We start from the raw sequence: 25,415 nt of genomic DNA on the forward strand, positions 1-25,415 counted from the left end.
TCCTCCACCAGGGCGAGCAATACCGCCTGCGCATCACCGCCAAAGGAAAATTGATCCTGACCAAGTGAGGGAACCGCCGCTTCTAGGCCGCCTTGACGCTCGACAAGAAGTCCGCGACCTCACGCCCGAGTTCTGAAGACTGGCGCGCCAGATCCTGAGCGGCGCCGAGAACGTGAGAAGCTGCGGATCCGGTATCGCCGGCGCCGCGGCGGACATTGCCGATATTGCTGGTGACTTGTTCCGTGCCGCGCGCCGCCTCTTGTACGTTGCGCGAGATCTCGCGCGTTGCGGCACCCTGTTCTTCCATTGCGGCGGCGATCGAGGTCGAGATCTGAGACATCTCGCCAATCGTGTGCGCGATGTCCTGTATCGCGGCGACGACCTCTTGCGTCGCCGTCTGGACGCCCGCGATCTGATTGCCGATCTCGCTCGTCGCCTTGGCGGTCTGGCTCGCGAGTTCCTTCACCTCGGACGCGACGACGGCAAAGCCACGGCCGGCCTCGCCCGCCCGCGCCGCCTCGATGGTGGCATTGAGCGCCAGAAGATTCGTCTGTCCGGCGATCGTGTTGATCAGCGCGATCACGTCGCCGATCTTTTCCGCTGTCTGGGCGAAGGTCTGGACTGTGCCGTTGGTGCGGGCTGCACCCTGGACGGCACGATCAGCGATCTGCGACGATTGGTTGACCTGTTGGGCGATCTCCTGAATCGAGATCGACATCTCTTCCGTCGCCGCCGCCACCGTCTGAACATTGGCGGATGTCTGCTCGGCGGCCGATGCGACGGTGACCGATTGACGATTGGTCTCGTCGGCGATCGCGGTCATGGATTGCGCCGTATCCTCCATCTTCGATGCAGCCTGCGACAGGCCTTGCGTGACGGAGAATACGTTCGATTCGAATTGCTTCGTCAGCTCGTCGAGCCGTCCCGCCCGGCGGGTTTTCGCGTCGGCCTCCAACGCAGCGGCTTCGTCGGCATGCCTTTTCTCGATGAGCGCTTCTTTGAAAATCTGCACGGCATCGGCGATGGTGCCGACCTCGCTCCTCTCGCCGCGATGCGGCACGTCGATGGCAAGATTGCCGACCGCCAGCGCGCGCATGGGAGCGACGACAGATGCGATGCTCTTCGAGATCGTGCGAATGATGACGAATCCGAGCACGATTCCAAACAAGGCTGCGCCGATCAACGTCACCGTGACCCATTGCAGCATCGTGTCGTAGGTGCGCCGGGCGTCGATCCGCACTTTGTCGGCGTTGCGGATATTGAGATCGACGATCTTGCCAAGCGCCTCCTGGGCCGCCTGGAACGGCAGGATCGTTTGTTCATTGAAATGCGTTCGCGCCTTGCCGGTTTCGCTGTCGCGGGAATAATTCAAGACGATCGTCGCCTCGCGCTCATAATTCGCCCAGTCGCGGCTGAACGCGTCATAGAGGTGGCGCTCCTCGTCGTTCGAGATCAGCGCCTGGTAGGCCTTTCGGGCCTCCGCCAGATTCTTCTGGCTCGCGAGAATGCCGGCTTCCGTGTGTTTGATGACGTCCTCATCCACGGCCATGGTGTGACGCAGCAGCGAGCCGCGCATATCGGCGGCCAGGGTGTTCATGGCGCTCGACCAGCGTACGCTCGGCAACTGGATCCGATTCACGTCCGCGAGCAACTCGCTCATCGTGCGGGCTTCCTTCACGCCCATCAGCCCGATCCCGACAGTCAGAAGAACCATCGCCGAAAACGCACCGATCAGCATTGCCTTGATGGAGAGCGCGCGCAAAAACATCATGATCTTCTCATCCGGTCAGCAAGGAGAACGCTGTCACACCAGGTGACGCGATAGGTCTCTTGTCTTATCGGCGGAGACGATTAACGAATCGTATGATTTGTCTGAAATTTCAGACAATATGCTCACAATTGAAAGACTACATGTCTGTTGAGAAGGCGAAAATGCGGGTGACGGTCTGTTAGATGACGACGATTCCGGCGTGCTTTGCCTTATTGTCCGGCTCCACGTGAATGGTCACGTTCGTATCCTTCATCTCGCCTTTGATGGCGCGTTCGACCCTGTCGCAAATGTCGTGAGCGTCGGTGACCTGCATATTGCCGGGAACGACGAGATGAAACTCGATGAAGGTGACGCGGCCGGCATGGCGGGTCCGCAGGTCGTGTGCCTCGATCGCACCCTCGGCATTGATGGAGATCAGCTCTTTCACCCGCGCGAGAGATTCGGGCGGCATCGCCTCGTCCATCAGACCGCCGACGCTCTCCTTCATGAGGCCCCAGCCCGACCAGAGAATGTTGAGGGCGACGACGGCGGCGAGAATCGGATCGAGCAAGTTCCAGCCCGTGACCGTCACGAGCCCTAGGCCGACGAGGACGCCGGCGGAGGTCACCACGTCTGTCAGAAGGTGCCGTCCGTCGGCCACGAGCGCCGGCGAGCGGTGCCGGCGTCCGGCCTTGATCAGAATATAGGACCAGCCGGCGTTGATGATCCCCGCCAATCCGTTGATGAGCAAGCCGGGGAGGGGCGCGTCCAGCGGTTGGGGCGTCAGGAAGCCGAAATACGCCTCGCGGAGGATCGACAGGGCGGCGAGGATGACGAGGACGCCTTCGAGCACCGCGGAAAAGTACTCCGCCTTGTGGTGGCCGTAGGGGTGGTTCGAATCGGCAGGTGTCGCGCTGACGCGAATTGCAACCAGCGCTGTGATGGCCGTGATTACATTGATGATGCTCTCGAGCGCGTCGGAATAGAGCGCGATGCTCCCCGTCAGGCGGAACGCGACATACTTCAGTCCGAGAACGACAAGCCCGACGAAAATGCTGCCGATGGCAAGTTTTTGAATCTTGTCCATGAGATGCCCGCAGACCCGTTCTTGAACATACCGGCCGCAATCTGCGAGCCCCGAATGTGACCGGTGCACCGAAAGCCGGTGTCGCCGCGATCACGTTCCGCTGTCTGGTTCGCCCATGTCCGACCGACAAGCGTTCAGAGGACGGCGACCAGAAAGAGATGCAGGCTTATAAGACGCCCAATTGGTTTCGCAAGTCTTTGTTTTTACTTGCAATTGGCTCGCAGAAGCGCGTTTGCCGCTCAGGCGTCGCCGGTCAGCTTGGCTTTCAGCTTGCGGTAATAGGCGGCGAGGGAGGGCCGCAGGACGATGCATTGCTCGATCTGCGGGAGCGCCTCTTCGGTTCGGCCTTCCTTGATCGCATCCACGAGTCGCCGATGGGTCTCCTCGAGTTCCGCGATCGCCGGATCCGATCGTTCGGCAGCGGGGGCAACGACGGTGAAGATGGCCGATTGCGTCGAGCGTCCCCGCACGGCGATCCGGTCGAGTTCGATCAGCACGTAATGCTCGCGGATCGCTTCTGCCGTGGCGGGTCCAAGGATGATCGAGACGCCGTATTCCTTCGATAGGCTTTCAAGCCGGGAAGCGAGATTGACCGTGTCGCCGAGCACGGAATAGTCGTAGCGCCAGCGCGAGCCGACATTGCCGACGACGCAATCGCCGGTGTTGATACCGACGCCGATGGCGAAAGTCGGCGCACCCTCGCCGCCTTCCTTCTTGAGCTCCTGGTTGAGTGCGACCACCGCATCCATCATGTGAAGGGCGGACCGCACGGCGCGCAAGGGATGATCGGGGCTCGGCAGCGGCGCATTCCAGAACGCCATGACGCAATCGCCCATATATTTGTCGATCGTGCCACCTTCCAGCAGCACCGCTCCCGACAAAGGGTCGAGCAGCCGGTTGATCAATGTCGTGAGGCGTTCGGGCTCGTCTTTCAGCCGCTCCGAGAGCGTCGTAAATCCACGCACATCGCAGAACAGGACCGACAGATTGCGTCTCTCGCCTCCGAGCTTGAGGGATCCCGGATTGCGTGCGAGCTGCGCGACGAGATCCGGCGACAGGTACCGCGAAAACGCTTCCGAAACCGCGTGGCGCAATTGTCGTTCGCGGGCGTAGTCGAGCCCGAAGCGCGTGCCGAAAACCCCGAGCATCGCGACGGCAGGCAGGGCGGGCGGCACCCACCACCGTCCGAAGCGCATGAGCGCCCAGGCGCCGACGACGAGCACCGATATCGCAAGTGCCGCAAGGGCAGTCGTGCGCCACGAAACGCCCCGCCAGCACAAGGCGGCGGCGAGAAATGCGGCCACCATGATCAGCGCGGAAGTGGCGACGGGCGAGGCTTGGGTGACGAAAAGCTTGTGGCGCAGATTGTCGAGGATCGTGGCCTGGATCTCGACGCCTGCGGTCAGGCTCCCGGTCGAGACCGTGTAGGGGGTCGGAAAAGTATCGACGGCCCCGCTGTCGGCGGCCGGCGCCGCCTTGAGACTGAGACCGACGAAGACGACACGGTCCTTGAAGAGACCCGGCGGCAGGAATTGCTCCGGGTCGAGTGCCTGGTAATAGGAGACGGTCGGATAGCTGCGGGGACCGCCGAAATACTGGATCAGCGCGCCCGGTGGCGCCTCGTGTACGGATGCGCCCGCGAGCCTGAGCGCCTGCGCGGCAAAACTGTCCGGTGACTGCGGCATGTGACGCAAATAGGCGTCACCATCGAGATCGACCGACGTGACACCTGCCGTGGCGCCCGCCTCCATGAACAGCGGCAGCGGCTCGACGCGGGTCGTCTGTGTCGCCTGTTCCATCGTCGTGGTGACATCGTCGGCGGCGAGAACCGTATCCGGACCGATGGCCCGTGCGAGCGCTTCGTCGGCGGCGTCGGTCGAGGGTTCGGCAAAGATGACGTCGAAGGCGATCACCTTCGCGCCGGCGGCGCGCAGCCGCTCGATCAGTTTGGCGTGGAGATCTCGCGACCACGGCCAGCGTTGCACGATCTCGCCGAAGGACGGCTCGTCGATGGCGACGATGGTGACGCCGGGTTGCGGCGGCGCAAGCGGCGCGATCGTCGAGAACATGTCGAAGAGCCGCGCCTCGACGAGTTGGACTGGCCGCAGGAGAGGCAACGGCATCAGCAGGATCGCTATCAATCCGGCGATGCCGATGCTGTTGCCGAAAGTGAGCGGCACCCCTTCCTTGCGTCTTGGACGAAGAAGCCGGAACAGGCGCCCGGCGAGCCCCGTCCGCATGTCAGAACCGGGCTTTGACGGTCGCCGCGACCGTGCGGCCGGTTCCCGGTACACCGAACGCAAGCTCATATTTCTCGTCGAAGATGTTGAGGAAGGACAGGCCCATGAACAGACGGCGGTCCGGCGTCTCCCATGTGATCGACGCATCGGTCGTCCAGAAATCGGCGAGCTTGGCCCCCGTCAGTCCACCCTTGCGGTCGCCGACGAACGTTTCGGCGACGGTGAGCTTGATGCGGCTCGGATGGACGAACGAAATTCCCGCGCGGGCAAATCGGCCGGCAACGAACGGCAAATCATGACCGAGCGACTCGTCCGATCGGATCTCCGTGTTGGTGACCCCGACCGTGCCGAAGACACCGATGCCGTAGCCGAGCCAGACGTTGGCCGTCGCCGATGCGCGGTCGATCCGGGATTTCGCGATGGACACGGTCTTCAGGGTGTCCGAGATCGGAAGCTCCAGGTCTTCTACGTCTTGCCTCTGATATTCCACTGCGGTGAAGAAATGAGGCGACCATTCCGCGTCCCAACGCGCGGCCAGGGTCTTGGCGCCGCCGCCCAGGGATGTCGGGAGGGAGTTCGGCACGAGACCGACCGTCGTCACCGGCGAAAGCGTGAAAGCCAGCGGCATGTTGCCGTCATGCTGATAGGAGGCGCGCAGCCATTGCCCATCGATGGGCGAGAAGCCGATGCCGACCCGTGGCGCGATCGCCACGTCGTTCGGCATTCCCTTGATGTCGAGGGCGGTCCGTTGAATGCCGGCCTGAATCTCGAACCGATCCGATGGACGCCAGAAAGCATCGGCATAGAGTCGGCTCGCGCTGAACGTCGCCGAGTCGCTCGTTGCAGTGTTGACCGGAATGACCTGGCCGGTCGTGATGTCGCCGATATAGCCGTTGACGAATGACGAGGCGAACGTCTTGCCGGCTTGGGCTTCGAGGCCATAGCGCAAGGTAAAGTCTTCGAAACCGATCGAATGGTTGATGGCGGCGACACCCCCCTCGACCATGTTGCGCTGCAAGGATTTGGCGAGAACGAAGAACGGGTAAGCCGCTAGGCTGGCTTCATTCTCGTAGCGCCGGTCGAGACCCCGATAACCGTAGATTGCCATTGTCAGCACATTGCGGTCGCTGAAGCTGTGGCTCCACCCGCCGCCTGTCTGCATGGTCGTCGTATCCTGCCGACCTGCGAAATCGACCAACGGCTTGTTGATGGTCGCAACGCCCGGGGTGAGCTGCGAGGCCGACGCGAAGGCGACGAAGCGATCGGAAGCCGAGGGCGCCGCGCCGATGAAGAACGAGGCAGAATCCGCGTTGGACCTGTTATAAGTGGCCCGACCGTCGAGCTCCGTGCGTCCCGCAGAGAAGGAGAACGACAGGGGCAGCGGCGTGTTGGTGTAGCCCTGGACCGAAGCGTCTGCTTCCCAACCRATTTTCCCGTCCCTGAAAACGGCTCCGGCGCCGACCTGGGTATCGAGGAAAGGCCGGCGGATAAGATCGATGCGCCCGATCCGTCCCGACACGGCAAGCGGATCGAAGAACAATCCCTGCATGGTCAAGGTGAAGGCCGTGAGGTCGGATTCGTTGTTTTCAATCGAATCGGTGGTCGGGCGGGACGTGAAAACGTTCGGCCGCTGCGCCGCCGCCTGATCGAAATAGCTCGATCCTGTAAACGGATCGAACGTCCGGTCCCCATAATAGCGGCCCCACTCGCTCAGGCTGAGAAAGCGATAGGCTTGTGCGGGATAGGACCCGGCGTTCTTGTTGACGGCGATGCCGGCGAAATCTCCGCCGCGGTTGCGGTAGCGCTGGAGGGTTTCGCGGGCGGCTATGATCGCTTCGTCGGCCCTGTACTGATCGAGCGCGATAGCTGTCCGCACGGTCGAGACGACGGGATCGTTCGGATCGAGCCGGTCCGCATTGTCGAGTGCCTGTTGCGCGAGTGCTTCGTCGCCATTCTGGTAATAGGCAATCGCCGTCAACAGCAGTCCCTGCGAGAGGGCGGGATTGGCTGCCGAACCGGCGAGGATCGATTCGATCGCCTTGTCCATTTCGCCGGTCTGCAGATAGTAGCGACCCTTGGCGATATATCCGGCACTGAACGAGGGATCGAGAGCCATCGCTTTGTCGATGAGAGCGCCRGCTTCCGCGACCCGGTTCTGATCGAGCAGGTCGATCGCGAGATTGGCATACGCGACGGGGCTTTCCGGATCGACCTCGATCGCGCGGCGGAAGGCCTGTTCGGCCGCAATCGGGCGGTCTCGTGTGGATTCGATCAAGCCGAGGGAATTCCACACCGAGGATTGACCCGGCGCGATTTCAGCCGCCTTGCGCAGTTCCGCCGCGGCGGCTTTCAGTTCGCCGTCGATGTCGCCGCGCAGAAAGCTGCTGGCCAACAGGACGTCCGGATCGTCCGGATCGATCGCCCGCGCGTCGTTCACTGCCTTGCGCAATTCCTCGCGGCGGTTGAGGGCGAGAGAAAGCTGGGCGTCGAACACGGCGACTTCGGCGTCGTTGGGGAAGCGTTTACGTGCCGCTTTCACCACCTCGGCCGCTGTCGGCAGATCCTGCTTGAAGGCGACGATATAGGCATGCGCGAGCGTGGCGAGCGGATCGTTGGAAGCGATCATCGGTTCGGCATAGACTTGGTGCGGATTGGCGAGGGACAGAGCGATGTAGCGGCCATAGGCAGCTGCGACGCGTCGGCGGCCGGTGACATTGCGTTCGGCGCGGGCAAAAAGTGTAGCCGCATCGGACCAGCGCCGTTCCGCACCCGCGACAAGGGCATCGACGAGGTCGGCACGAGCCCGCTGCGCCGTGCTCAGCGACTTGCTCCTGGCTTGCGCGAGGGAGGCTTGCGCGACGGCGCGACCATCCAAGGACAGGGCGATCTCGGCGAGGTTCAACCAATCCTCGGCTCCGCGTTGCGCCGGTGGGATGCTCTCGATGCGCGCACGTTCGGCGCGCATGGGGGCGCCCTTCAGCGCACTGGCCGGCATGACCGTGAAGGCGTCGCGCAAAGCGAGATAGAACAGCATCTGCTCGCGGTCGCTCGAATTCACGAGAATGAACTTCGTCGGCGCCGAACCGATCGAGGCGACGGCACCTTCGCCTTGGTTCACTGTCACCGACCCTTGGGCATTGCGCAGCTCCACGACGCCCTCGAGGACGACGAGCGAGGTCTTGCCGGATCCGTCGACGGTCAGGGACCAATCGGTCCCGCGGATCGCCGCCACCGCCGCGGGCGTCTTGATGTCGACGCCCGAGCCACCGCGGGCCGCGCGCGCCCAGACGTTGCCGGCCTGAAGGTCGAGTTGGGTCGTGCCACTTCCGCTTGCCGCAACGTCACGGACCGTCAGGGTCGAATTGCGCCCGACGCGAATTTGGGTCCTATCGGCAAAGAGAATGGCGAGGTTGCCGATCGCATTGGTGCGCAGGCTGTCACCGTCGAGCAAATCCTGCCTGACTTCGGCTGGTTGCCAGTCGCCGGCCTTCACGAAGCGCAACTCTTCGCCGCCCTTGGCTGCCACGATGGATCCGGCCGCCTGACCCTGGCGGGCGACGGGGGATTGCGCGAGCGCCACGCCGATCGACAGGGCGAAGGCGCTTGTTGCCGTTAGGAAATGCATCAGGCGAGAGGGCATTGGACTGACCGGAAAGACTACAACATAGCAAGGCGGGAGCACCTTACTTAGGGACAGACCAACATCAAAGAGGATTTAGTCCTGAACCGCCGTGTTATGAAACACAGTGTAAATTTCAGGGAAATCACCCGATTGGATGATACGGGCGCGATTCGTCCTATACGATCGGACGATCGACTTTTGCCAGCATGAGTTTTTGCTTCAGGTCGTTCTGGGCGAACGGCTTTTGAAGGACCGGCCGGTTGCGGAACGAATCCTTGATCCCGGCGCTGCCGTAACCGGTGGAAAACACGAAGGGGATCGAGCGCTGCACAAGAGCCTCGGCCACAGGATAGATCGGTTCGCCGGCGACATTGACGTCGAGAATTGCGATGTCGACGACTTCGCGCGCGACGGCGTCGAGCGCGGCCGACAGACGCGCGGCCGGTCCGATGACCTCACAACCGAAATCGAGCAGCATGTCTTCCAGGAGCAGCGAAATCGCGGCTTCATCCTCGACCACGAGGACACGCAACCCCTTCAACTCGTCCCCACCGATCAGACTCTCGGACACAGGTATTCTTTCTTTTGGTTAACGCCGACGCCGGATCCCACTCTAGGCTGTGATTGCACCTGCGCCAAGTGGTAGGGAAGCCTCGACCGCTCTGATTCGACCGGTTGTACCATTTCCCAACCGGAAGGCAAAAGTATCTGAAATCGTGGAGAAAACTGCGACAGGCTTGCCGCGTGCGACGGCCTCGGTCATCACTCTGAGGTGAAGTGTTGCAAACGGGGCGGCAGCAGACCACTTTTCGAGTGGCCGAGCGTGGTGTCTCGCCGCACCGCTTTCACCGGAATTGCCCTGCATATTTCCCCATGCGCATGATGTTTCGCATCATCTGAGCGAGTGTTCGGTCTCCATGTCCCTCATCGAAAATCTGCGCGACCTGTTCAGGGACGCCGTCTCGGCCGACACGTCGGAGGAGCAGGATCAGCGCATTACCGTTGCGTCCCTTCTCATTCTCGTGGCGCAGGCGGACGGCCGCGTCATGAATGTCGAAGAGCGCGGCCTCTCGGTCCTGCTTCAATCCTATTTCGGATTGTCGGAGGACAGCGCTTCACGCCTGCTGGACCGGGCAGCCGAAATTGGCAGCGAACTGGACCCTGCGACGTCTCTCGCGGATCGCATTCTGCAGGACATCGCGTTCGACGAGCGCCCGAATCTCCTCGTGCTGGCTTACCGCGTCGCCGCCATCGACGGGAACGTCCACGAATTCGAGGATGATTTGATCTGGCGCATCGGCCGGTTGCTCAATTTCTCGGACGCGGAAATCGTTGCCCTCAAGGTGGAAGCCTTGAAAAACCTGTCCCCGGGTGAGGCGCATGGCTAGAACCGCCGACCCCGCTCCGATCCTCGTCGTTCTCCATCAGGAGCACTCGACGCCCGGGCGGGTCGGGCGACTTTTGCGGGAACGTGGCCACATTCTCGATATTCGACGTCCCCGCTTCGGTGACCCGTTGCCGCCGACGCTCGCCGATCACGCCGGCGCGATCATTTTCGGCGGCCCGATGAGTGCCAACGACGAGGAGGATTTCGTCAAGGCGGAGATCGACTGGGTTTCCGTACCTTTGAAAGAGCAAAAGCCGTTCCTGGGGCTCTGCCTCGGCGCGCAGATGTTGGCGAAGCATCTGGGAGCCTCGGTCTGGGAGCACCCGACCGGTCGTGCGGAGATCGGCTATTACCCGCTCCTTCCGACCAAGGCCGGCGAGGCGCTGAGCGATGTATGGGGCACCCGGTGGCCGACCCATGTCTATCATTGGCATCGGGAGGGATTCGACTGCCCGTCCGGGGCGGAGACGTTGGCGACCGGGGATGATTTTCCGACCCAGGCGATCAAGGTTGGTCCGGCGGCCTATGGCCTGCAATTCCATCCGGAGGTGACCCACGCCATGATCTGCCGCTGGACCGTCATCGCGGCCGAGCGTCTCGCCATGCCGGGCGCGCAGGACCGAATCCGTCAGATCGAAGGTCGCTATCTCTACGATCCGCACGTGTCGCGGTGGCTCGATCTCTTTCTCGACCATTGGCTTGACGGTGCGTCAGTTGCGACACCGGTCGCCTGACGATCAGGTCGGGTCGAACGTGAACGGTGAGATTCCGCGCGTCATCTCGTCGACAACCAACGTGTGCATCAACGGCGGCGCGGCGCGTTGGGGGCACGCGACCCGATCGCAAAGGCGGCAATTGATGCCGATCGGTGTCGGATCGGGCGCCGCGAGATCGAGACCGCGCGCATAGACGAGTCGATGGGCGTATTTCAGCTCGCAACCGAGACCGACCGCGAATTGCCGGTCAGGCATGCCCCACGGCGTCGAAGCGCGGCTGACGGCGCGGGCGGCGGAGAACCAGCGCGATCCGTCGGGCAGCTCGACGATCTGCGTCACGGTCTGCTCAGGAGTCTTGAATGTCGCGTGGACGTTCCAGAGCGGGCAGGTGCCGCCGTACTGAGAAAACGGAAATCGACCGGAGGAGAATCGCTTCGAAACGTTCCCGGCGGAATCGACCCGAATGAGAAAGAACGGAATGCCGCGTGCGCCCGGCCGCGCCAGAGTGGTGAGGCGGTGCGCGACCTGTTCGAAGCTCGCGCCGAAGCGCGCTGCCAGAACTTCCACATCATAGCCGAGCGCCTCCGCGGCCGTATGGAATTTGCCGTAGGGCATCATCAACGAGCCCGCGAAATAATTGCCGAGCGACACGCGCAGGAGTTTGCGCGCCGGCCCGTCGGTCGGTTCGAGGTTCGCCGCGAGCGCATCGATGGTTTCGCGCATTTCCGCGAAGGCGAGTTGATAGGCGGCCTGAAACGTTCGTCCCGACGGATCGACGAGCTCGGAAATGAGCAATTGACGGCGATGGTGATCGTATCGCCGCAAGCTGTCGGACATGACGTCGATCGGCATGACGCGCACCCGAATGCCGTGTTTGGCACGCAGTCGCTCGGCGATGGCAAAAAACGGTTCGTGTCCCGTCAACTGCAAGTCGGATGCGAGTGCTTCGGCTGCTTCGTCGAGTTCGGCGAAATGGTTCTTGGCGTCCTGAATCAGGTCGCGGACGCGGTCGATAGGGTTGACCTGCGGCGCATCCTCGGCGCGATCGCGGTCGCTCACGTGCGGGGCCGTCATCTCGCTCGCGCCCCGCATGCCCACATAGGCGCGATAGAGCCGGTTGATGGCATCGACCACGCTCGGCGCGCTCTCCGCGAGCTCACGGATTTCGAGACGGGCGACCGGAGCGTTTCGGAAGAGCGGATCCGCGAAGATCTCTTCCACCTCCGACACCGCGCGCTCATGGTCGTCGGCGGCGAACTCGCGTGGGTCGAGAGAATAGGAATGGGCGAGGCGGATCAGGACCTGCGCCGTGATCGGCCGCTGGTTCCGTTCCATGAGGTTGAGATAGCTCGGCGACAGGCCGAGCTCCTCCGCCATTCCCGCCTGGGTCAGATTGCGCTCGCGCCGCAGTCGCTTCAGCCGCGGGCCGACGAAAAGCTTGCGTCCTTCGTCTGTCATGTAAATTTCTTTACAAATTTACACATTGCATCTTGTCATCGTGTGACACCGTGACTTTTGTTTGGATCAGAAGGGATTGCAAGGATTTCAAGGGCGTTCATAACTATGATCAACGATCGATTGTCGAGGCAGACTGCGTCTCGATGCCGATTTTGTCAAGAAATGTAAACGAAAGGAGTAATGATGTCGACGCAAACCCAACCGACAACTTTCGAGGAATTGGTCCCGGCAGCGCCCAAGGGCCGATTCGACGGTGTGCGTCGCTCCTATTCCGTGGCGGATGTCCTCCGTCTCCGTGGGTCGTTCCCGATCGCTCAGACGCTCGCCGAACGCGGGGCGGAGCGGCTTTGGCAACTCCTTCACGAGCGGCCCTACATCCATTCCCTTGGTGCGATGACGGGCAACCAGGCCATGCAGATGGCCCGCGCCGGTCTGGAGGCCATTTATCTTTCCGGGTGGCAGGTGGCGGCGGATTCCAACGTGGCGGGCGCCATGTATCCGGATCAATCGCTCTATCCAGCGAATTCAGGGCCGGAACTGTGCCGCCGCATCAATCGCACACTTCAGCGTGCGGACCAGATCGAGCACGCGGAGGGCGGTGCGAAGCGTGAATGGTTCCTGCCGATCGTCGCCGATGCCGAGGCAGGTTTTGGCGGACCGCTCAATGCCTTCGAGATCATGAAGGCGTATATCGAAGCCGGTGCCGCCGGCGTGCATTTCGAAGATCAGCTCGCGTCCGAAAAGAAATGCGGCCATCTCGGCGGCAAAGTGTTGATCCCGACATCAGCCCACGAACGCAATCTCACCGCCGCGCGCCTCGCCGCCGATGTCATGGGGACTTCGACGCTCGTCGTTGCCCGGACGGATGCGGAATCCGCAAAGCTCATCACGTCCGATGTGGACGAACGTGACCGGCCGTTCATCGAGCCCGACAGCCGCACGGCGGAAGGGTTCTTCCGACTGAAGGACGGGACGGGGCTCGATCATTGCATCGCTCGCGGACTGGCCTACGCGGAAGTGGCGGATCTCCTGTGGTGGGAAACGTCCCATCCCGATCTCGACGACGCGCGCAAATTTGCGGAAGCCGTGCACAAGGAGCATCCCGGCAAGCTTCTCGCCTACAATTGCTCGCCGTCATTCAACTGGAAAAAGAAGCTCGACGAGGCCACCATCGCCAAGTTCCAGCGCGAACTCGGTGCCATGGGTTACAAGTTCCAGTTCGTCACGCTCGCGGGTTTCCACCAGCTCAATTTCGGCATGTTCGATCTCGCCACCCAATACCGCGATCGCGGCATGGGCGCCTATTCGGAGCTGCAGGTGCGCGAGTTCGATGCGGAGCCGCAAGGCTACACCGCAACGCGCCACCAGCGGGAAGTCGGCACCGGCTATTTCGACCAGGTGTCGCTCGCCATCACTGGCGGCGCGTCCTCGACGACGGCGATGAGCGAATCCACCGAAACCGCGCAGTTCCAATCCAGCCCGAAACTCCAAGCGGCCGAGTGACACCACTTTTCAGAGACAAGGAGATAGCCATGAACAAGATCCGTTATTGGGTTGTCGGCGGCGAATACACCTCCACCGATTTCGAATCCCTCATCCAAGGCACCGAGCGCGTCGTCGGCCCCTTCGAGACGCGCGGCGACGCCGAGCGGACCTGGCGGTATATGTCGGAAGATCACCGGCCGCAGGCTCAAGTGCGTTTCACGATCGCGCAGGAAGCGTCGTTCCTCGCGCAAGCCTGACACCGCAACCCGACAGAGACCGAACTGACGGCCGGCTCCCCCAGCCGGCCGACCTCCAGCACCGCGCTTCCCCGGCGCGGTGCTTTTTTGTTTGCCGCCCGGCCGGAGCTATGCCACTCCCTGCGCAAACGTGATCAGCTTCAAATAAGTGAAGCGCGATGTCGTCCGAAAGCCGTTTCGTGCTTTTCGGCATGACGCCTCAGGGGGATTACATGGCCGATTTCATTCTGGCGATCGATCAGGGCACCACGTCCTCGCGGGCGATCGTGTTCGATGGGGAATACCGCATTCGCGGGGTCGGTCAGCAGGAGTTTCCGCAACATTTCCCGCGCTCCGGCTGGGTCGAACACGATCCGGAGGACCTTTGGCGCACGGTGGTGGCGACGATGCGTCGGGCGCTCGCCGATTCCGCGCTCGCCGCAAGCGACATTGCTGCCATCGGCATCACCAATCAGCGTGAGACCGTCGTGGTATGGGATCGCGCCACCGGCAAGGCGATCCACAATGCCATCGTCTGGCAAGACCGCCGCACGGCGGACATCTGCGACAGGCTGAAGGCCGACGGCGCCGAGCCGATGATCACCGAGCGAACGGGCCTCATCGCGGATTCGTATTTTTCCGCGACCAAGGCCGCTTGGATCCTCGATCACGTGGATGGCGCGCGGGTCCGAGCCGAGCGCGGCGAACTGGCATTCGGCACGGTCGATACCTGGCTCCTATGGCGGCTTACGGGCGGCAAGGTGCACGCCACCGACGCGACCAACGCCTCGCGGACCATGTTGTGCAATATCGACACCATGGAATGGGACGAGGATCTGTTGCGGCTCTTGCGCGTACCGCGTGCCATGCTCCCGCAGATCAAGAATTGCATCGACGATTACGGAGTAACAGAGGCCGGTCTGTTCGGCGTCTCCGTGCCGATCCGCGGCATCGCGGGAGACCAGCAGGCGGCGACCGTAGGGCAGGCCTGTTTTGCGCCCGGCATGCTGAAATCGACCTACGGCACCGGCTGCTTCGCCCTCCTCAACACCGGAGGGGATCGCGTCGCCTCGTCCAACCGCCTGCTGACCACCGTGGCCTATCGGCTCGCGGGTAAAACCACCTATGCGCTCGAAGGCTCGATCTTTATCGCTGGCGCAGCGGTGCAATGGTTGCGCGATGGGCTGCACATCATCGAACGCGCCGAGCAATCCGGCGCCTTCGCGGCGGAGGCCGATCCCGAGCAGGAGATTTATCTCGTCCCGGCCTTCACCGGCCTTGGTGCGCCCTGGTGGCGAGCGGATGCGCGCGGGGCGCTTTACGGCCTCACACGCAACACCGGCCCCCGCGAAATCGCTCGCGCCGCCCTGGAAGCCGTCTGTTTTCAGACGGGGGACCTCCTCGCCGCGATGCGCCAGGATTGGGCCGCACAGGACAAGACCGCTACGAGCGAGACGGTGCTCAGGGTCGACGGCGGAATGGTGGCAAGCGATTGGACGCTGCAGCGTCTGGCCGACATCCTCAACAGCCCGGTCGATCGCCCGGTCGTCCTGGAAACGACGGCGCTCGGTGCGGCGTGGCTTGCGGGACACGGCGCTGGCGTCTGGCCCGACCAAGAAGGTTTTTCGAAAAGCTGGCGCCTGAACCGGCGCTTCCACCCGACCATGGCCGAGGACAAACGTCAGAAGGCCATCAAGGGTTGGAATCTCGCGGTCCAGCGGACGATCTGGACCGGGGAGTAGGCCGGTCCCGCTGCATTGCAGCGGGCTGGATCAGGAGCAATTGACGGGGCGACGCGTTAACATAGGAGATGCGTCGGGCCAAACCTTGGACCGATAGCCGAGCCGTCCCGGAGGTCGCGCCATGAGCGACACGCAGACCCTGCTCAATGTTCTGCGCCAATCGGCCGATGCAGAAGTGGCGGGTGCCATCGAGCGCCTGATCGCCGACGCGCCGGACCGGGCGCTCAACCGCATCAATGTTCTGAGCTTTGCCGCCAAAACCGGGCTCGACGAGGAAAAGGTGATCGCGGCCTTCCTGCATTCCGCGCGGTTGGGCTTGTTCGAATTGTCGTGGAACGTCCTGTGCCCAGGGTGCGGCGGCGTTCTCGACGCGGGTACGACGCTGCAAACGGTCGATCAGGAGCAGTACAGCTGCGCCCTGTGCGCTGCGGGTTATGAGCCGACGCTCGACGAAATGGTGGAAGTCACCTTCACCGTCAGTCCCCGGGTCCGCAAGATTGCTGCGCACGAGCCGGACAAGCTTCCGATGTGGGAGTACGCACGACAGATTTTCTGGAGCTCGGGGGTCGACCTCCCGGACGACCTCGAAGCGGTTCTCGACGACGTCATCATCGATTCCGTAGAGCTTCCTCCAGGCGAACGAGCCATCCTGTCCCTGCAACTCCCCGCGCAGTTCGTGATCATTTTCGATCCCGTCACGCATGCCTCGCAGTTCATCGACGTGAAAGGTGAGCCGACGCGGGAGCGCCAGTCGGTGTCGCTGGTGATCAACGACGCCCATGCCCACCATGAGACGCTGGAGTTGCGCCCCGGGCCGCTACGCCTGTCGCTCGAGAATCGCTCGGCCCGGCGCGCCCTGCCGGCCATCTGGATCGCGAACGACAAGCTGCACGATCTCATCGGTCACAGACGGCCGTTCCTGACCGCCAAACGGCTTTTGACCAATCAGACGTTCCGCGACATCTATCGCACCGAAACGCTCGACATCGATCAGCGGCTGAAGATCACGAGCTTGACCTTCCTGTTCACCGATCTCAAAGGCTCGACCGAGCTCTATGAGAGAGTCGGAGACCTCGTCGCCTATGACATCGTGCGCACGCATTTCAAAGTGCTGCACGATATCGTCTCGTCCGAAGCCGGAGCTGTGGTCAAGACCATTGGCGACGCAGTGATGGCGACGTTCCCGACACCGGACCGAGCCATTGCGGCGGCCTTGCGCATGCGCGATGCCATGCGACACCTGAACGAGGAGCGTGGGAGCGAGGACCTTCTCCTCAAGATCGGCATCCACGAGGGGCCATGCCTCGCCGTGATGCTCAATGATCGCCAGGACTATTTCGGGCAGACGGTCAATATCGCCTCGCGGGTGCAGAACCTCGCCATGTCGCGCTCCATCTTCGCCACCGGCGCCGTCGTCGAAGACCCGCAGGCGTCCCATCTGATCGCGGCGCAGGGTCTGCGGCCGATGCAGCAGCGTACCTCGCTGCGCGGAATCAACGACGCGTTCGCCGTCTACGAGATTCCGTGACCTTCGCTTCTTGTCACTCCGCCGACAGATTGGCGAGGATCGAGCCATCCGCCTTGATCGTGCGGATTGCGATCGTCGTGGCGAACCGTTGAACACCCGGTAGCCGCCACAATTCCTGGCGCAAGAGATCGTCCAGCTTCGTCATGTTGCGTGTCAGAACCTGCAAAAGGTAGTCAGCCTCGCCGACGGTAGCGTAGGCGGYAAGAATGCGAGGATGTTTGACGACGGCTTGTTCGAATGCCTCGTGCCGATCGAAGGCGATCGTCACCTGCACGAAAGCGGTCGTCTCCAGCCCGAGCTTCATCGGATCGACCACGGCCTTGTAGGATTGGATGACGCCCTGGTCTTCCAACCCCTGAACCCGTTTCCAACAGGGAGACTTCGAAAGCCCGACGCGTTCGCCGAGGTCAGCGAAGGACAGCCGTCCCTCCGCTTCGAGATTGGTGAGCAGCGCGAGATCGATGCGGTCCATATCGGTTTTCCGAAAATACAAAATAGAGAACAATGTGCTCCATTCTACCCCGCACCCGCCCCGAATGAAACCAATGTTCTCGTCCTTCGATGTTATCCTCCTTCTGAAGCGGAAATCACGAGGGCGCCACGACGATGGATCGGCAAAAATTCTACGCGCTCATGTCGGGACGGGCGGAGCTCGATTACGAGGTCTATCTTTCAACGGACAAGCTGCTGGGTTGCCAGAAGCCGTTCGATCAATTCGTCAATCGCGACGAATTACAGTTTCAGGTCGTCCATCAGGTCGAAGAACTGTGGATGAAGCTGATCGCCTATACCCTCCTCGACATCGACGATGAACTGGCCGCCAAGGCCACCCATCGGGTCGTCACGCTGTTCGACCGTTGCAACCGCATTCTTCGCCTCATGACGGATCAGCTGACCTTGCTCGAGACGATGTCTCCCAAGGACTACCAGCAGATTCGCCTGCAACTCGGCAATGGCAGCGGCCAGGAATCACCGGGTTTCCGTATTCTGCAGCACATGCCGCCCCACCTCTGGCAAACCTACGATGCACACTACCTGAAGGCGGCCGGGCGAACCGTGCGCTCCGTCTACGACGATACCTACGCGCACGACGACGCCTATGCGGTGGCGGAGTGTCTGATGGAGTTCGACGAACTGTTTCAGAAATTCCGCTGGCACCACCTGTTCCTGATTCATCGGACCATCGGCATGGGCTCCGCCTCGCTGAAGGGTCGCTCCGTCGATCTTTTGCAGCAGGGCGCCAAGCATAGGTTCTTTCCGGAGCTCTGGGATGTCCGCTGCGCCATGACGGACGCGTGGGGCGCGTCGTATGGCCGGGTCCGCGAAAGCCTGTCCGGAGATGAAGCGGAGATCGGACCAGCCCGCCATCACGGTTGAAAAAAGTCCCAAGGAAATTTGAAAGCAAGAGCCGGAGTGCGCTAACTTGCCGGTTCGGGCAGCGCGGTACCGATGCCGCGCAGCAGAGCCGCAGAAGGACCTTGAACATGCCTCGTGAAGCAAAATCCGCAATCCGCGTCGGCGTTGGCGGGTGGACGTTCGAACCCTGGCGCGGCGTCTTTTACCCCGATGGACTGACCCAGAAGCGCGAACTCGAATATGCGAGCCGGCAGCTGACCTCGATCGAGRTCAACGGCACCTATTACGGCTCGCAGAAGCCGGAAAGCTTCGCCAAATGGCATGAGGAGACCCCGGACGATTTCGTTTTCGCCCTCAAAGGACCCCGCTTCGCCACCAACCGGCGCGTTCTCGCGGAGGCCGGCTCCTCGATCGAACGATTCCTCACGAGCGGCATCCTGGAATTGAAGGACAAGCTGGGTCCGATCAACTGGCAGTTCATGGCGACCAAGCAATTCGATCCTGGGGATTTCGAGGCCTTCCTCAAGCTGCTGCCACCGAGCGTCGAGGGCCGAAAGCTCCGACACGCCGTGGAGGTGCGCCATGATAGCTTCAGGCATCCGGAATTCGTCGCCATGACCCGCGATCATCATGTCGCCGTTGTGACTGCTTGCGATTCCGACTTCCCGCAAATTGCCGATGTGACGGCACCGTTCGTCTATGCCCGCCTCATGGGCACGAGCGAGCACGAGAAGGCGGGTTATGCGCCAAAAGCCCTCGACCAATGGGCTGAAAGGGCGAAAGTGTGGGCGAAGGGCGGCGTGCCGAAAGGGCTCGATCACGTGGGCGAACAGCCCAAGCAAACGGGCGCGCACGACGTTTTCCTCTATTTCATCAGCGGTCACAAAGTAAAGAATCCGGCTGCCGCGACGGCGTTGATCGAGCGCTTGAAATAAGCGGCTGACGATCGGCGAAAGATCCAAGCGGCACGGCGATATCGGCCGGCAGTTGGCATCGGCGCCGTCTGCACGTAGTTTGATCCGGATCCGTCATGGGGGATTGGTCGTGCCAGCGCGCCAAGACGTCGCCACCGTTCGCTCGGACCGGTTTCGAGGGACCGTGAACCTTTGGCTCATCCTCTTTTGCGTCTGGCTCTTTATCGCCTCATCTTTTGACAAAGATGTCCTCGTCGCCGGCRCAATCGTGTCCGCCGCGATCGCCGTCGTATTCGCCAGCACAACGGAAATTTGGGGAACCATTCGTTGGACGCCCCGGAAAATCTACCATTTCATCGCTTATACGAGCGTTCTCGTCGTCGAGATGGTGCGGGCCAACCTCAACATGCTGCGATACGTCTACGCTCCGCGCATCGCGATCGAGCCTGCGATCGTGGTGGTGAAAACCCGCTTGAAATCGCCGGTGGGACGATTGGCCCTCGCCAACTCGATCGCGCTGACACCGGGCTCCCTTGTGCTCGATATGGAGGGAGACACCCTCTTCATCCATTGGCTGGATCTGCAAACCACCGATCCGGAAGAGGCCACGCGGCAGATCGTAGGACCCTTCGAGAAGCATCTGGAGGTGGTCTTTGGCTGAACACATCTTGCAACTCGCGGCCGCACTGATCTTCTTCGGGATCGCCTTCTCCGTGGTCCGCCTCATCCTCGGCCGCACGCTGATCGACCGCATCGTGGCGATCGACACGCTGACAGTCATCTCGATCGCGCTCATTGTGCTGTATGCGCATCTCGCCGAGCGTTTCGTCTATCTCGACGTCGCATTGGTCTACGGTTTGCTCAGCTTTCTCGGTGTGCTGGCGACCGCGCGTTACCTCCGAAAGGGGCTGTGAGCACCATGCTGGAACTTCTCGTCATTCTCATCTGCGGCAGCGTCGTCGTCAGCGCTATCCTTGCCGTCACTCTGAAGAATCTCCTGCCTGCGATCATCAGCGCCGGCCTCGCCAGTCTCTTTGCCTCGGTGGCCTACGTACTGCTCGCGGCACCCGACGTCGCGATGGCAGAAGCCTCCATCGGTTCCGGTCTTGCGACTGTGATTTTCCTCTACACGTTGCGCAAAACCGGTCACGGCAGAACCGCCAATGCGAAAGACTAGGACGTGACAGATCTCATCGGGAGCCTGCTGGTGTTGGCGGGGGCATTCTTTCTGTTCTCCGCAGGCCTTGGCCTCGTGCGCATGCCGGATTCGTTCACGCGGATCCAGGCCGGAACGAAAGCTTCGACGCTCGGCAACATTCTCGTGCTGGCGGGCCTCGGATTCTATCATCCGGAGTGGACATTCAAGCTGTTGCTCGTCGCCTATTTCGTGCTGATGACGAACCCCATTTCCTCGCACGCCCTGTCGCGCGCCGCGCATGCGATGCGCGTTCCCATGGCGCCCTCGACAGGCCGTGACGCCTTGCGCGAACGAGAGGACGATTCAGATCCGAAAGGGAGTGGGACTTGATCCGGCGCGGTCTCATCGTTCTTGCGGTCGTTGCGTTCGCGCTGATCTTCGCCCAGCTCGGGGTGGGATACCAAGAGCAGAATGAATTGCGTACTCTCGCGCGATATTACGTCGAGAATGGCCCCGCTCTTCTCGGCGCGCCGAACGTCATTACCGGGGTGCTGATCACCTTTCGCGGTTTCGACACCCTTGGCGAGGTCGCCGTGCTGTTCATGGTAGCGGCGAGCGTCGGCTTCCTGCTCGCCGGAGGGAGCGAAAAAATCGTGGCGGAGAAGCGCCGGCCAGCGAGCGAGATCGTCGAGAGCGGCGCAAAGGTCTTGCTGCCGCTCATCTTTTTATTCGGCGCCTACGTGATCATGCACGGCCATCTGTCGGCCGGCGGAGGATTCCAAGGCGGCGCTATCGTCGCCTCGGGGGCCATGCTGATGCTGCTCGCCTGGCCGGATCTGGTGGTGCCTCAGGCCCGGTTGAGCATGACCGAATCCGCCGCCGGCGTTTCGTATGTCATCGTCGGCATTCTCGGCCTCCTTCTGGGAGCCGGCTTTCTCGACAGCCGCATTTTACCGCTCGGCGAGTTCGGTGCTGTTCTCAGTGCGGGGGCCATTCCGATCATCTCTATCTTGCTCGGCATCAAGGTGGGCGCGGAGTTGACTGTCATCATCGACCGATTCCGCAGCTGAACCGATCCCACGAGGCATGTTGAACGTGATCGATCTGCCCATATCCACCGCGGTCCTCGCCACCGGCTTCGCCCTTATTCTTGTCGGTATGTGGGGTGTCCTCACGAACCGCAACATCCTGCGGATGATCGTCGGTTTTTCCCTCATCGACACGGGCATCCACATGGTGATGGTCGCAACGGGCTACATCACTGGGGGCACGGCGCCGATCATCGACGAAGCGCTCAGCCGATCCGAGGCGGCTGCGCGGGCGGTAGACCCCATTCCCTCGGCACTGGCCGTGACCGCTATCGTGATCGGGTTCTCCGTGACGGCCATCATGCTCGCCTACGCGGTCCGGCTCTATCAGGCCAAGGGATCGCTCGTCATCGACGACTTCACGGAGTCGAAATGGTGAGCGCCCTCTTTCATCCCTTGAACATCTTCATTCTCGGTCTCGGCGCCGGTTTCGCCCTTCCGCTTCTGGCAAATATCGGCAGTCACGCGCCGCGCGCGGGCTTCGCTGTCGCGCTCGCGGGGATGTTCGTCGTCACCGTCGCTTCGCTCATTGCGCTCGGCGGCGATATGCCGGCAATCGAGATTTTTACAGGCGGCGGCCTGCCGCCGTTCACGATCAATCTGCGGTTCGGAATAGCGGAGGGATTTTTTGTCCTCTGCATCAATGCGATCGCGATTCTCGGCGCATGGCAGATGTGGCCACGGTTGCGCGAGAGCTATTCCGCAATGCTGCTTTTTCTGATCCTTACCATGGGCCTCAGCGGCATGGTGATGACCAGAGACCTGTTCAATCAGTTCGTGTTCCTCGAGATCGCATCCATCGCTACCTATGGCCTGTTCGGTCTGCAAGGCGGATCGGCCGCGCTTGGCGCGAGCTTCAAATACATCATGGCGACCGTCGTGGCGTCGAGCTTCTTTCTGCTTGGCACGACCCTGTTGTACTACGTCACCGGGACCCTGAATATCGATGCGCTGATCGAGGGTCGCGCCGCTATTGCGGGTCCCGTCGGATCGGCTGCGCTTCTTCTTCTGCTCGGATGTCTTCTCATCGAGCTCAAGCCCTTTCCTGCCAATGGCTGGGGGCTCGACGTCTATGAGACTTCGGTCAGCGGCGTCGCGGCTCTTGTTTCGGTGAGTGTTTCGGCCGGCATTCTCTTCACGCTGTTCAAGCTTTCGCCCCTGTTCGAGAATCAACTTGGCCTCATCGCGCTATCTGGCGGCGTCACTTTCCTTGCTTCAAATCTGATCGGCCTCAGACAAACGAACGTCCAACGTCTTCTTGGCTACTCCTCGATCGGACAGATCGGTCTGCTGACGCTTGCCTTTGCGCTGCTCAACCAGCTCGACGCACAAGCCGCGATCCCGCTGGTCTGCGGTGGGCTCTTTCTCAATCATCTCCTCGCGAAGGCGGGTCTGTTCTGGCTGGCGGGCGCGGTCGAGCGACCGCAGATGGACGATTGGTCGAGTCTTGCGAGGAGCCCTCTGCTGCTTGTCGTGTTCGCGATTCTGATCGTCGCCATCGCCGGCCTGCCGCCGTTTCCCGGGTTCTGGGCCAAATGGCAGCTCCTGATGGTGCTGTCGGCGGACGGGCGGGCAATCTGGATCTTCGTGATCCTGCTCGGCTCGTTGTTCGAGGCAGCGTATATGTTTCGCTGGTTCGGTCGCGCGTTGGTCCCGGGGGACCGCGCGATACAAAACCTTTCGGCCGGCCTCCCATCGGCCGCCGTGGCCGCATTCCTCCTCGTCTGTGGCGGCGTTGCGACGGCTGCCGTGGCTGGTGCAGCCTCGTCCTGGCTCTTCGTTCCGCTTTGCGCGGGCGTACTGCTCTATGCTGGCGACGCGCTCCCTGGTCGGGTCAAAAGCGTCGCGATGCTTACGGTTGTCCTGATCGGCGGCGTCGCCCTCATCCGCGATTTGTCTGGCCTATCCTCGCTTGTGGCATGGCTGCTGCTGGCAGGTTCGCTCGTTATCGCGGCCGCCGGCCTCTATCGCGATGATCGGCGAACGGGTCACCACGCGCTCCTTGCCATCATGCTCTTGGCCATTCCGGCTCTCACGCGCTCAACCACGAGCCTGGAGTTCTTTTTTTGCTGGGAGCTCGTGACCCTGTCGTCGTATTTCCTGATTGCGCAAGGACGCGATGCCGGCCGTTATCTTCTCCCTTACATCCTGTTCTCGCTGGCCTCCGCCTATTGCCTCATGGCCGGTTTCGGCGTTGCCTATTCGGCGACGGGGACGATCGCGCTATCGGCCTTCGGGGAAGGTGGTTCCGCTACGGCAGACGCTTTCGTGCTCCTGGCCATAGGCTGCCTCATCAAGGCAGCGGCGCTCGGTGTTCATGTCTGGTTGCCCGGAGCCTATGCCGAAGCTGACGACGACGTCACCGCGATGCTCTCGGCCGTCGTCAGCAAGGTTCCGATGTTCGCGCTGCTGATCGGCACATACGCCGCCATCCGCTCCGACATCGGGCTCGACCTGGCTCACCTCATGGCTTGGATCGGGCTCGTCACGACGGCCGCCGGCGCCGTCATGGCGATCTATCAGCAGGACATGAAGCGCATGCTTGCCTATTCGAGCATGAGCCAAATCGGGTACATCGTCACCGCGATCGCGCTGATGAACCATCTCGGTTGGGTGACGGCTCTGTATCTCATCGCCAACCATCTCATGGTGAAGGGCATTCTGTTCCTGGCGGTTGCCGGGGTGTATTTGCGGATCTCCACCCGACTTCTGTCGCAGGCCGGTGGTCTTCGCAGCCGGATGCCGGTGACCTTCGGCACGGTTCTCATCGCCGTCGTGTCGATGTCGGGATTGCCACCGCTCGCCGGCTTCGGCGGCAAATGGCTGCTGCTGAGCGCGATGGTCGATCGCGGCTGGTACGGCCTCGCCGCACTCGGCTTCCTCGCGACCTTTCTCGGCTTTCTGTACATGATCCGTCTTGTCCATACGCTCTTTTTGGGACCGCGCCAGCAGAAGTACGACAGCGTTGAGGAAGCGCCGCGCGCGCTCCTCATTCCCCAGCTCATATTGGTGGCCGGCATTCTCGTATTGTCGTTCTACCCCAAGCTTTTCATGGAAAGCGTGTCGGAGGCCATCGATCCGTATTTCGCCTCCACGCTGGTGTGGGAAGGCATGTCGCTGGAAACAATCTACGGCTATTGGAATCCGGTGCCGATCATGATCGCGGCGGTGGTGGTTGCCCTCGTTCTCGCTTTCATGTTTTGGCTGTTCTATCGCGCAAAAAGCGGAACGAATGCGCGGAGGTCCGCTCCTGTGCCGAGTGGACGAGGGAACGGTCCTTCCGGACTGACGAGGTTCTACCTGTTCTATCGACGCTGGCTCGGGAGGCTCGTGCGCTTGCTGGATCTGTCTCCCTGGCACCGTCTGGCGGAGGGAACGCTTCAGCTCGCGGGCGCGGCTCGGCGGATCTACACCGGTAATGGCCAGAGCTATGTGCTTTACATTCTCTATTTTTTCCTCTGGCTCTACGTGAGCGGCGGCGGCATCTGATCTCCCATGGCTCGGTTCTTCCGCGGAGCTCCGCCAGAGCATCTGCCCTCGGAGGATTGCGGGCAAAAATTGGAATGCACCGCATATTTTGGGATTCTGGACTATTTCGCTGCGTCGCGCCGCTGGCCTACGATGAGAGCATCAGAAGCTGACCGGGGCGCCAGTCCCGGACCATGGAT

At 61.9% G+C, this 25,415-nt stretch carries 23 protein-coding genes; 16 read left to right on the forward strand and 7 right to left on the reverse strand.

Going from position 1 to position 25,415, the window contains the following annotated elements; genetic code table 11:
- Window positions 1-68, forward strand: a 68-nt coding sequence (gene hemP, locus AC1DT3_RS01375) for a hemin uptake protein HemP (protein WP_477463452.1), incomplete at its 5' end; no start/stop codon positions are given.
- A 14-nt stretch (window positions 69-82) separates the two neighbouring features.
- On the opposite strand, the gene AC1DT3_RS01380 is transcribed toward hemP, so the two are convergent.
- The 5 genes from AC1DT3_RS01380 to AC1DT3_RS01400 all read right to left on the reverse strand — a co-directional run bounded on the left by AC1DT3_RS01380 (window position 83) and on the right by AC1DT3_RS01400 (window position 9,270).
- Window positions 83-1,771: a methyl-accepting chemotaxis protein gene (locus AC1DT3_RS01380; RefSeq protein ID WP_477463432.1), complete on the reverse strand. Its 1,689-nt coding sequence runs from the start codon at window positions 1,769-1,771 to the stop codon at window positions 83-85.
- A gap of 178 nt (window positions 1,772-1,949) precedes the next feature.
- Window positions 1,950-2,837, reverse strand: a complete 888-nt coding sequence (locus AC1DT3_RS01385; RefSeq protein ID WP_477463433.1) for a cation diffusion facilitator family transporter — start codon at window positions 2,835-2,837, stop codon at window positions 1,950-1,952.
- Window positions 2,838-3,076: 239 nt separating this feature from the next.
- Window positions 3,077-5,077: a CHASE2 domain-containing protein gene (locus AC1DT3_RS01390; protein WP_477463434.1), complete on the reverse strand. Its 2,001-nt coding sequence runs from the start codon at window positions 5,075-5,077 to the stop codon at window positions 3,077-3,079.
- Window position 5,078: 1 nt separating this feature from the next.
- Entirely contained in the window at window positions 5,079-8,717 is a 3,639-nt protein-coding gene (locus tag AC1DT3_RS01395) for a FecR domain-containing protein (RefSeq protein WP_477463435.1), read from the reverse strand.
- Window positions 8,718-8,874: 157 nt separating this feature from the next.
- Window positions 8,875-9,270 (reverse strand): response regulator, encoded by a 396-nt coding sequence (locus AC1DT3_RS01400; protein WP_477463436.1) that lies wholly within the window; start codon window positions 9,268-9,270, stop codon window positions 8,875-8,877.
- A 346-nt stretch (window positions 9,271-9,616) separates the two neighbouring features.
- Between AC1DT3_RS01400 and AC1DT3_RS01405 the strand changes: the two genes are divergently transcribed.
- Both AC1DT3_RS01405 and AC1DT3_RS01410 read left to right on the forward strand, forming a co-directional pair.
- The gene (locus AC1DT3_RS01405; RefSeq protein WP_477463437.1) at window positions 9,617-10,087 is read left to right on the forward strand and encodes a tellurite resistance TerB family protein; all 471 of its coding nucleotides are present in this window, start codon (window positions 9,617-9,619) and stop codon (window positions 10,085-10,087) included.
- On the forward strand, window positions 10,080-10,820 hold the full coding sequence (locus AC1DT3_RS01410; RefSeq protein WP_477463438.1) for a glutamine amidotransferase: 741 nt from the start codon (window positions 10,080-10,082) through the stop codon (window positions 10,818-10,820). Before AC1DT3_RS01405 ends, AC1DT3_RS01410 begins: the two co-directional genes overlap by 8 nt.
- A gap of 3 nt (window positions 10,821-10,823) precedes the next feature.
- Here the strand turns inward: AC1DT3_RS01410 and AC1DT3_RS01415 are convergent, their stop codons facing one another.
- The gene (locus tag AC1DT3_RS01415; protein ID WP_477463439.1) at window positions 10,824-12,260 is read right to left on the reverse strand and encodes a helix-turn-helix domain-containing protein; all 1,437 of its coding nucleotides are present in this window, start codon (window positions 12,258-12,260) and stop codon (window positions 10,824-10,826) included.
- A gap of 183 nt (window positions 12,261-12,443) precedes the next feature.
- Between AC1DT3_RS01415 and aceA the strand changes: the two genes are divergently transcribed.
- The 4 genes from aceA (at window position 12,444) to AC1DT3_RS01435 (ending at window position 17,251) form a co-directional block, all read left to right on the forward strand.
- Window positions 12,444-13,763, forward strand: a complete 1,320-nt coding sequence (aceA, locus tag AC1DT3_RS01420; RefSeq protein WP_477463453.1) for an isocitrate lyase — start codon at window positions 12,444-12,446, stop codon at window positions 13,761-13,763.
- A 29-nt stretch (window positions 13,764-13,792) separates the two neighbouring features.
- Window positions 13,793-14,002 carry a DUF4170 domain-containing protein gene (locus AC1DT3_RS01425; protein WP_477463440.1) on the forward strand — a complete coding sequence of 70 codons (210 nt, stop codon included), beginning with the start codon at window positions 13,793-13,795 and terminating at the stop codon, window positions 14,000-14,002.
- A 212-nt stretch (window positions 14,003-14,214) separates the two neighbouring features.
- A complete protein-coding gene (gene glpK, locus AC1DT3_RS01430) occupies window positions 14,215-15,723 on the forward strand; it encodes a glycerol kinase GlpK (RefSeq protein ID WP_477463454.1) in 1,509 nt (502 codons plus the stop codon).
- 121 nt (window positions 15,724-15,844) lie between these two features.
- On the forward strand, window positions 15,845-17,251 hold the full coding sequence (locus tag AC1DT3_RS01435; protein WP_477463441.1) for a DUF5939 domain-containing protein: 1,407 nt from the start codon (window positions 15,845-15,847) through the stop codon (window positions 17,249-17,251).
- Between the two features lie 13 nt (window positions 17,252-17,264).
- On the opposite strand, the gene AC1DT3_RS01440 is transcribed toward AC1DT3_RS01435, so the two are convergent.
- Window positions 17,265-17,723 carry an Lrp/AsnC family transcriptional regulator gene (locus AC1DT3_RS01440; protein WP_477463442.1) on the reverse strand — a complete coding sequence of 153 codons (459 nt, stop codon included), beginning with the start codon at window positions 17,721-17,723 and terminating at the stop codon, window positions 17,265-17,267.
- 134 nt (window positions 17,724-17,857) lie between these two features.
- Between AC1DT3_RS01440 and AC1DT3_RS01445 the strand changes: the two genes are divergently transcribed.
- The 9 genes from AC1DT3_RS01445 (at window position 17,858) to AC1DT3_RS01485 (ending at window position 25,236) form a co-directional block, all read left to right on the forward strand.
- Window positions 17,858-18,628, forward strand: coding sequence for a tryptophan 2,3-dioxygenase family protein (locus tag AC1DT3_RS01445; protein ID WP_477463443.1), 771 nt, complete (start codon window positions 17,858-17,860; stop codon window positions 18,626-18,628).
- A 107-nt stretch (window positions 18,629-18,735) separates the two neighbouring features.
- Entirely contained in the window at window positions 18,736-19,542 is an 807-nt protein-coding gene (locus tag AC1DT3_RS01450; RefSeq protein WP_477463444.1) for a DUF72 domain-containing protein, read from the forward strand.
- A gap of 163 nt (window positions 19,543-19,705) precedes the next feature.
- Window positions 19,706-20,182, forward strand: coding sequence for a Na+/H+ antiporter subunit E (locus AC1DT3_RS01455; protein ID WP_477463445.1), 477 nt, complete (start codon window positions 19,706-19,708; stop codon window positions 20,180-20,182).
- Window positions 20,175-20,435, forward strand: coding sequence for an MrpF/PhaF family protein (locus AC1DT3_RS01460; RefSeq protein WP_477463446.1), 261 nt, complete (start codon window positions 20,175-20,177; stop codon window positions 20,433-20,435). Before AC1DT3_RS01455 ends, AC1DT3_RS01460 begins: the two co-directional genes overlap by 8 nt.
- A 5-nt stretch (window positions 20,436-20,440) precedes the next feature.
- Window positions 20,441-20,698 carry a Na(+)/H(+) antiporter subunit B gene (locus AC1DT3_RS01465; protein WP_477463447.1) on the forward strand — a complete coding sequence of 86 codons (258 nt, stop codon included), beginning with the start codon at window positions 20,441-20,443 and terminating at the stop codon, window positions 20,696-20,698.
- Window positions 20,699-20,701: 3 nt separating this feature from the next.
- Window positions 20,702-21,049, forward strand: coding sequence for a monovalent cation/H(+) antiporter subunit G (gene mnhG / locus AC1DT3_RS01470; protein ID WP_477463448.1), 348 nt, complete (start codon window positions 20,702-20,704; stop codon window positions 21,047-21,049).
- Window positions 21,046-21,729: a hydrogen gas-evolving membrane-bound hydrogenase subunit E gene (gene mbhE / locus AC1DT3_RS01475; RefSeq protein WP_477463449.1), complete on the forward strand. Its 684-nt coding sequence runs from the start codon at window positions 21,046-21,048 to the stop codon at window positions 21,727-21,729. The genes mnhG and mbhE overlap by 4 nt, the downstream gene beginning before the upstream one ends.
- A gap of 16 nt (window positions 21,730-21,745) precedes the next feature.
- Window positions 21,746-22,126 (forward strand): sodium:proton antiporter, encoded by a 381-nt coding sequence (locus AC1DT3_RS01480; protein WP_477463450.1) that lies wholly within the window; start codon window positions 21,746-21,748, stop codon window positions 22,124-22,126.
- The gene (locus tag AC1DT3_RS01485) at window positions 22,120-25,236 is read left to right on the forward strand and encodes a complex I subunit 5 family protein (protein WP_477463451.1); all 3,117 of its coding nucleotides are present in this window, start codon (window positions 22,120-22,122) and stop codon (window positions 25,234-25,236) included. The genes AC1DT3_RS01480 and AC1DT3_RS01485 overlap by 7 nt, the downstream gene beginning before the upstream one ends.
- Window positions 25,237-25,415 lie beyond the last annotated feature (179 nt).

This window comes from Microvirga sp. P4_G7, assembly GCF_056401005.1.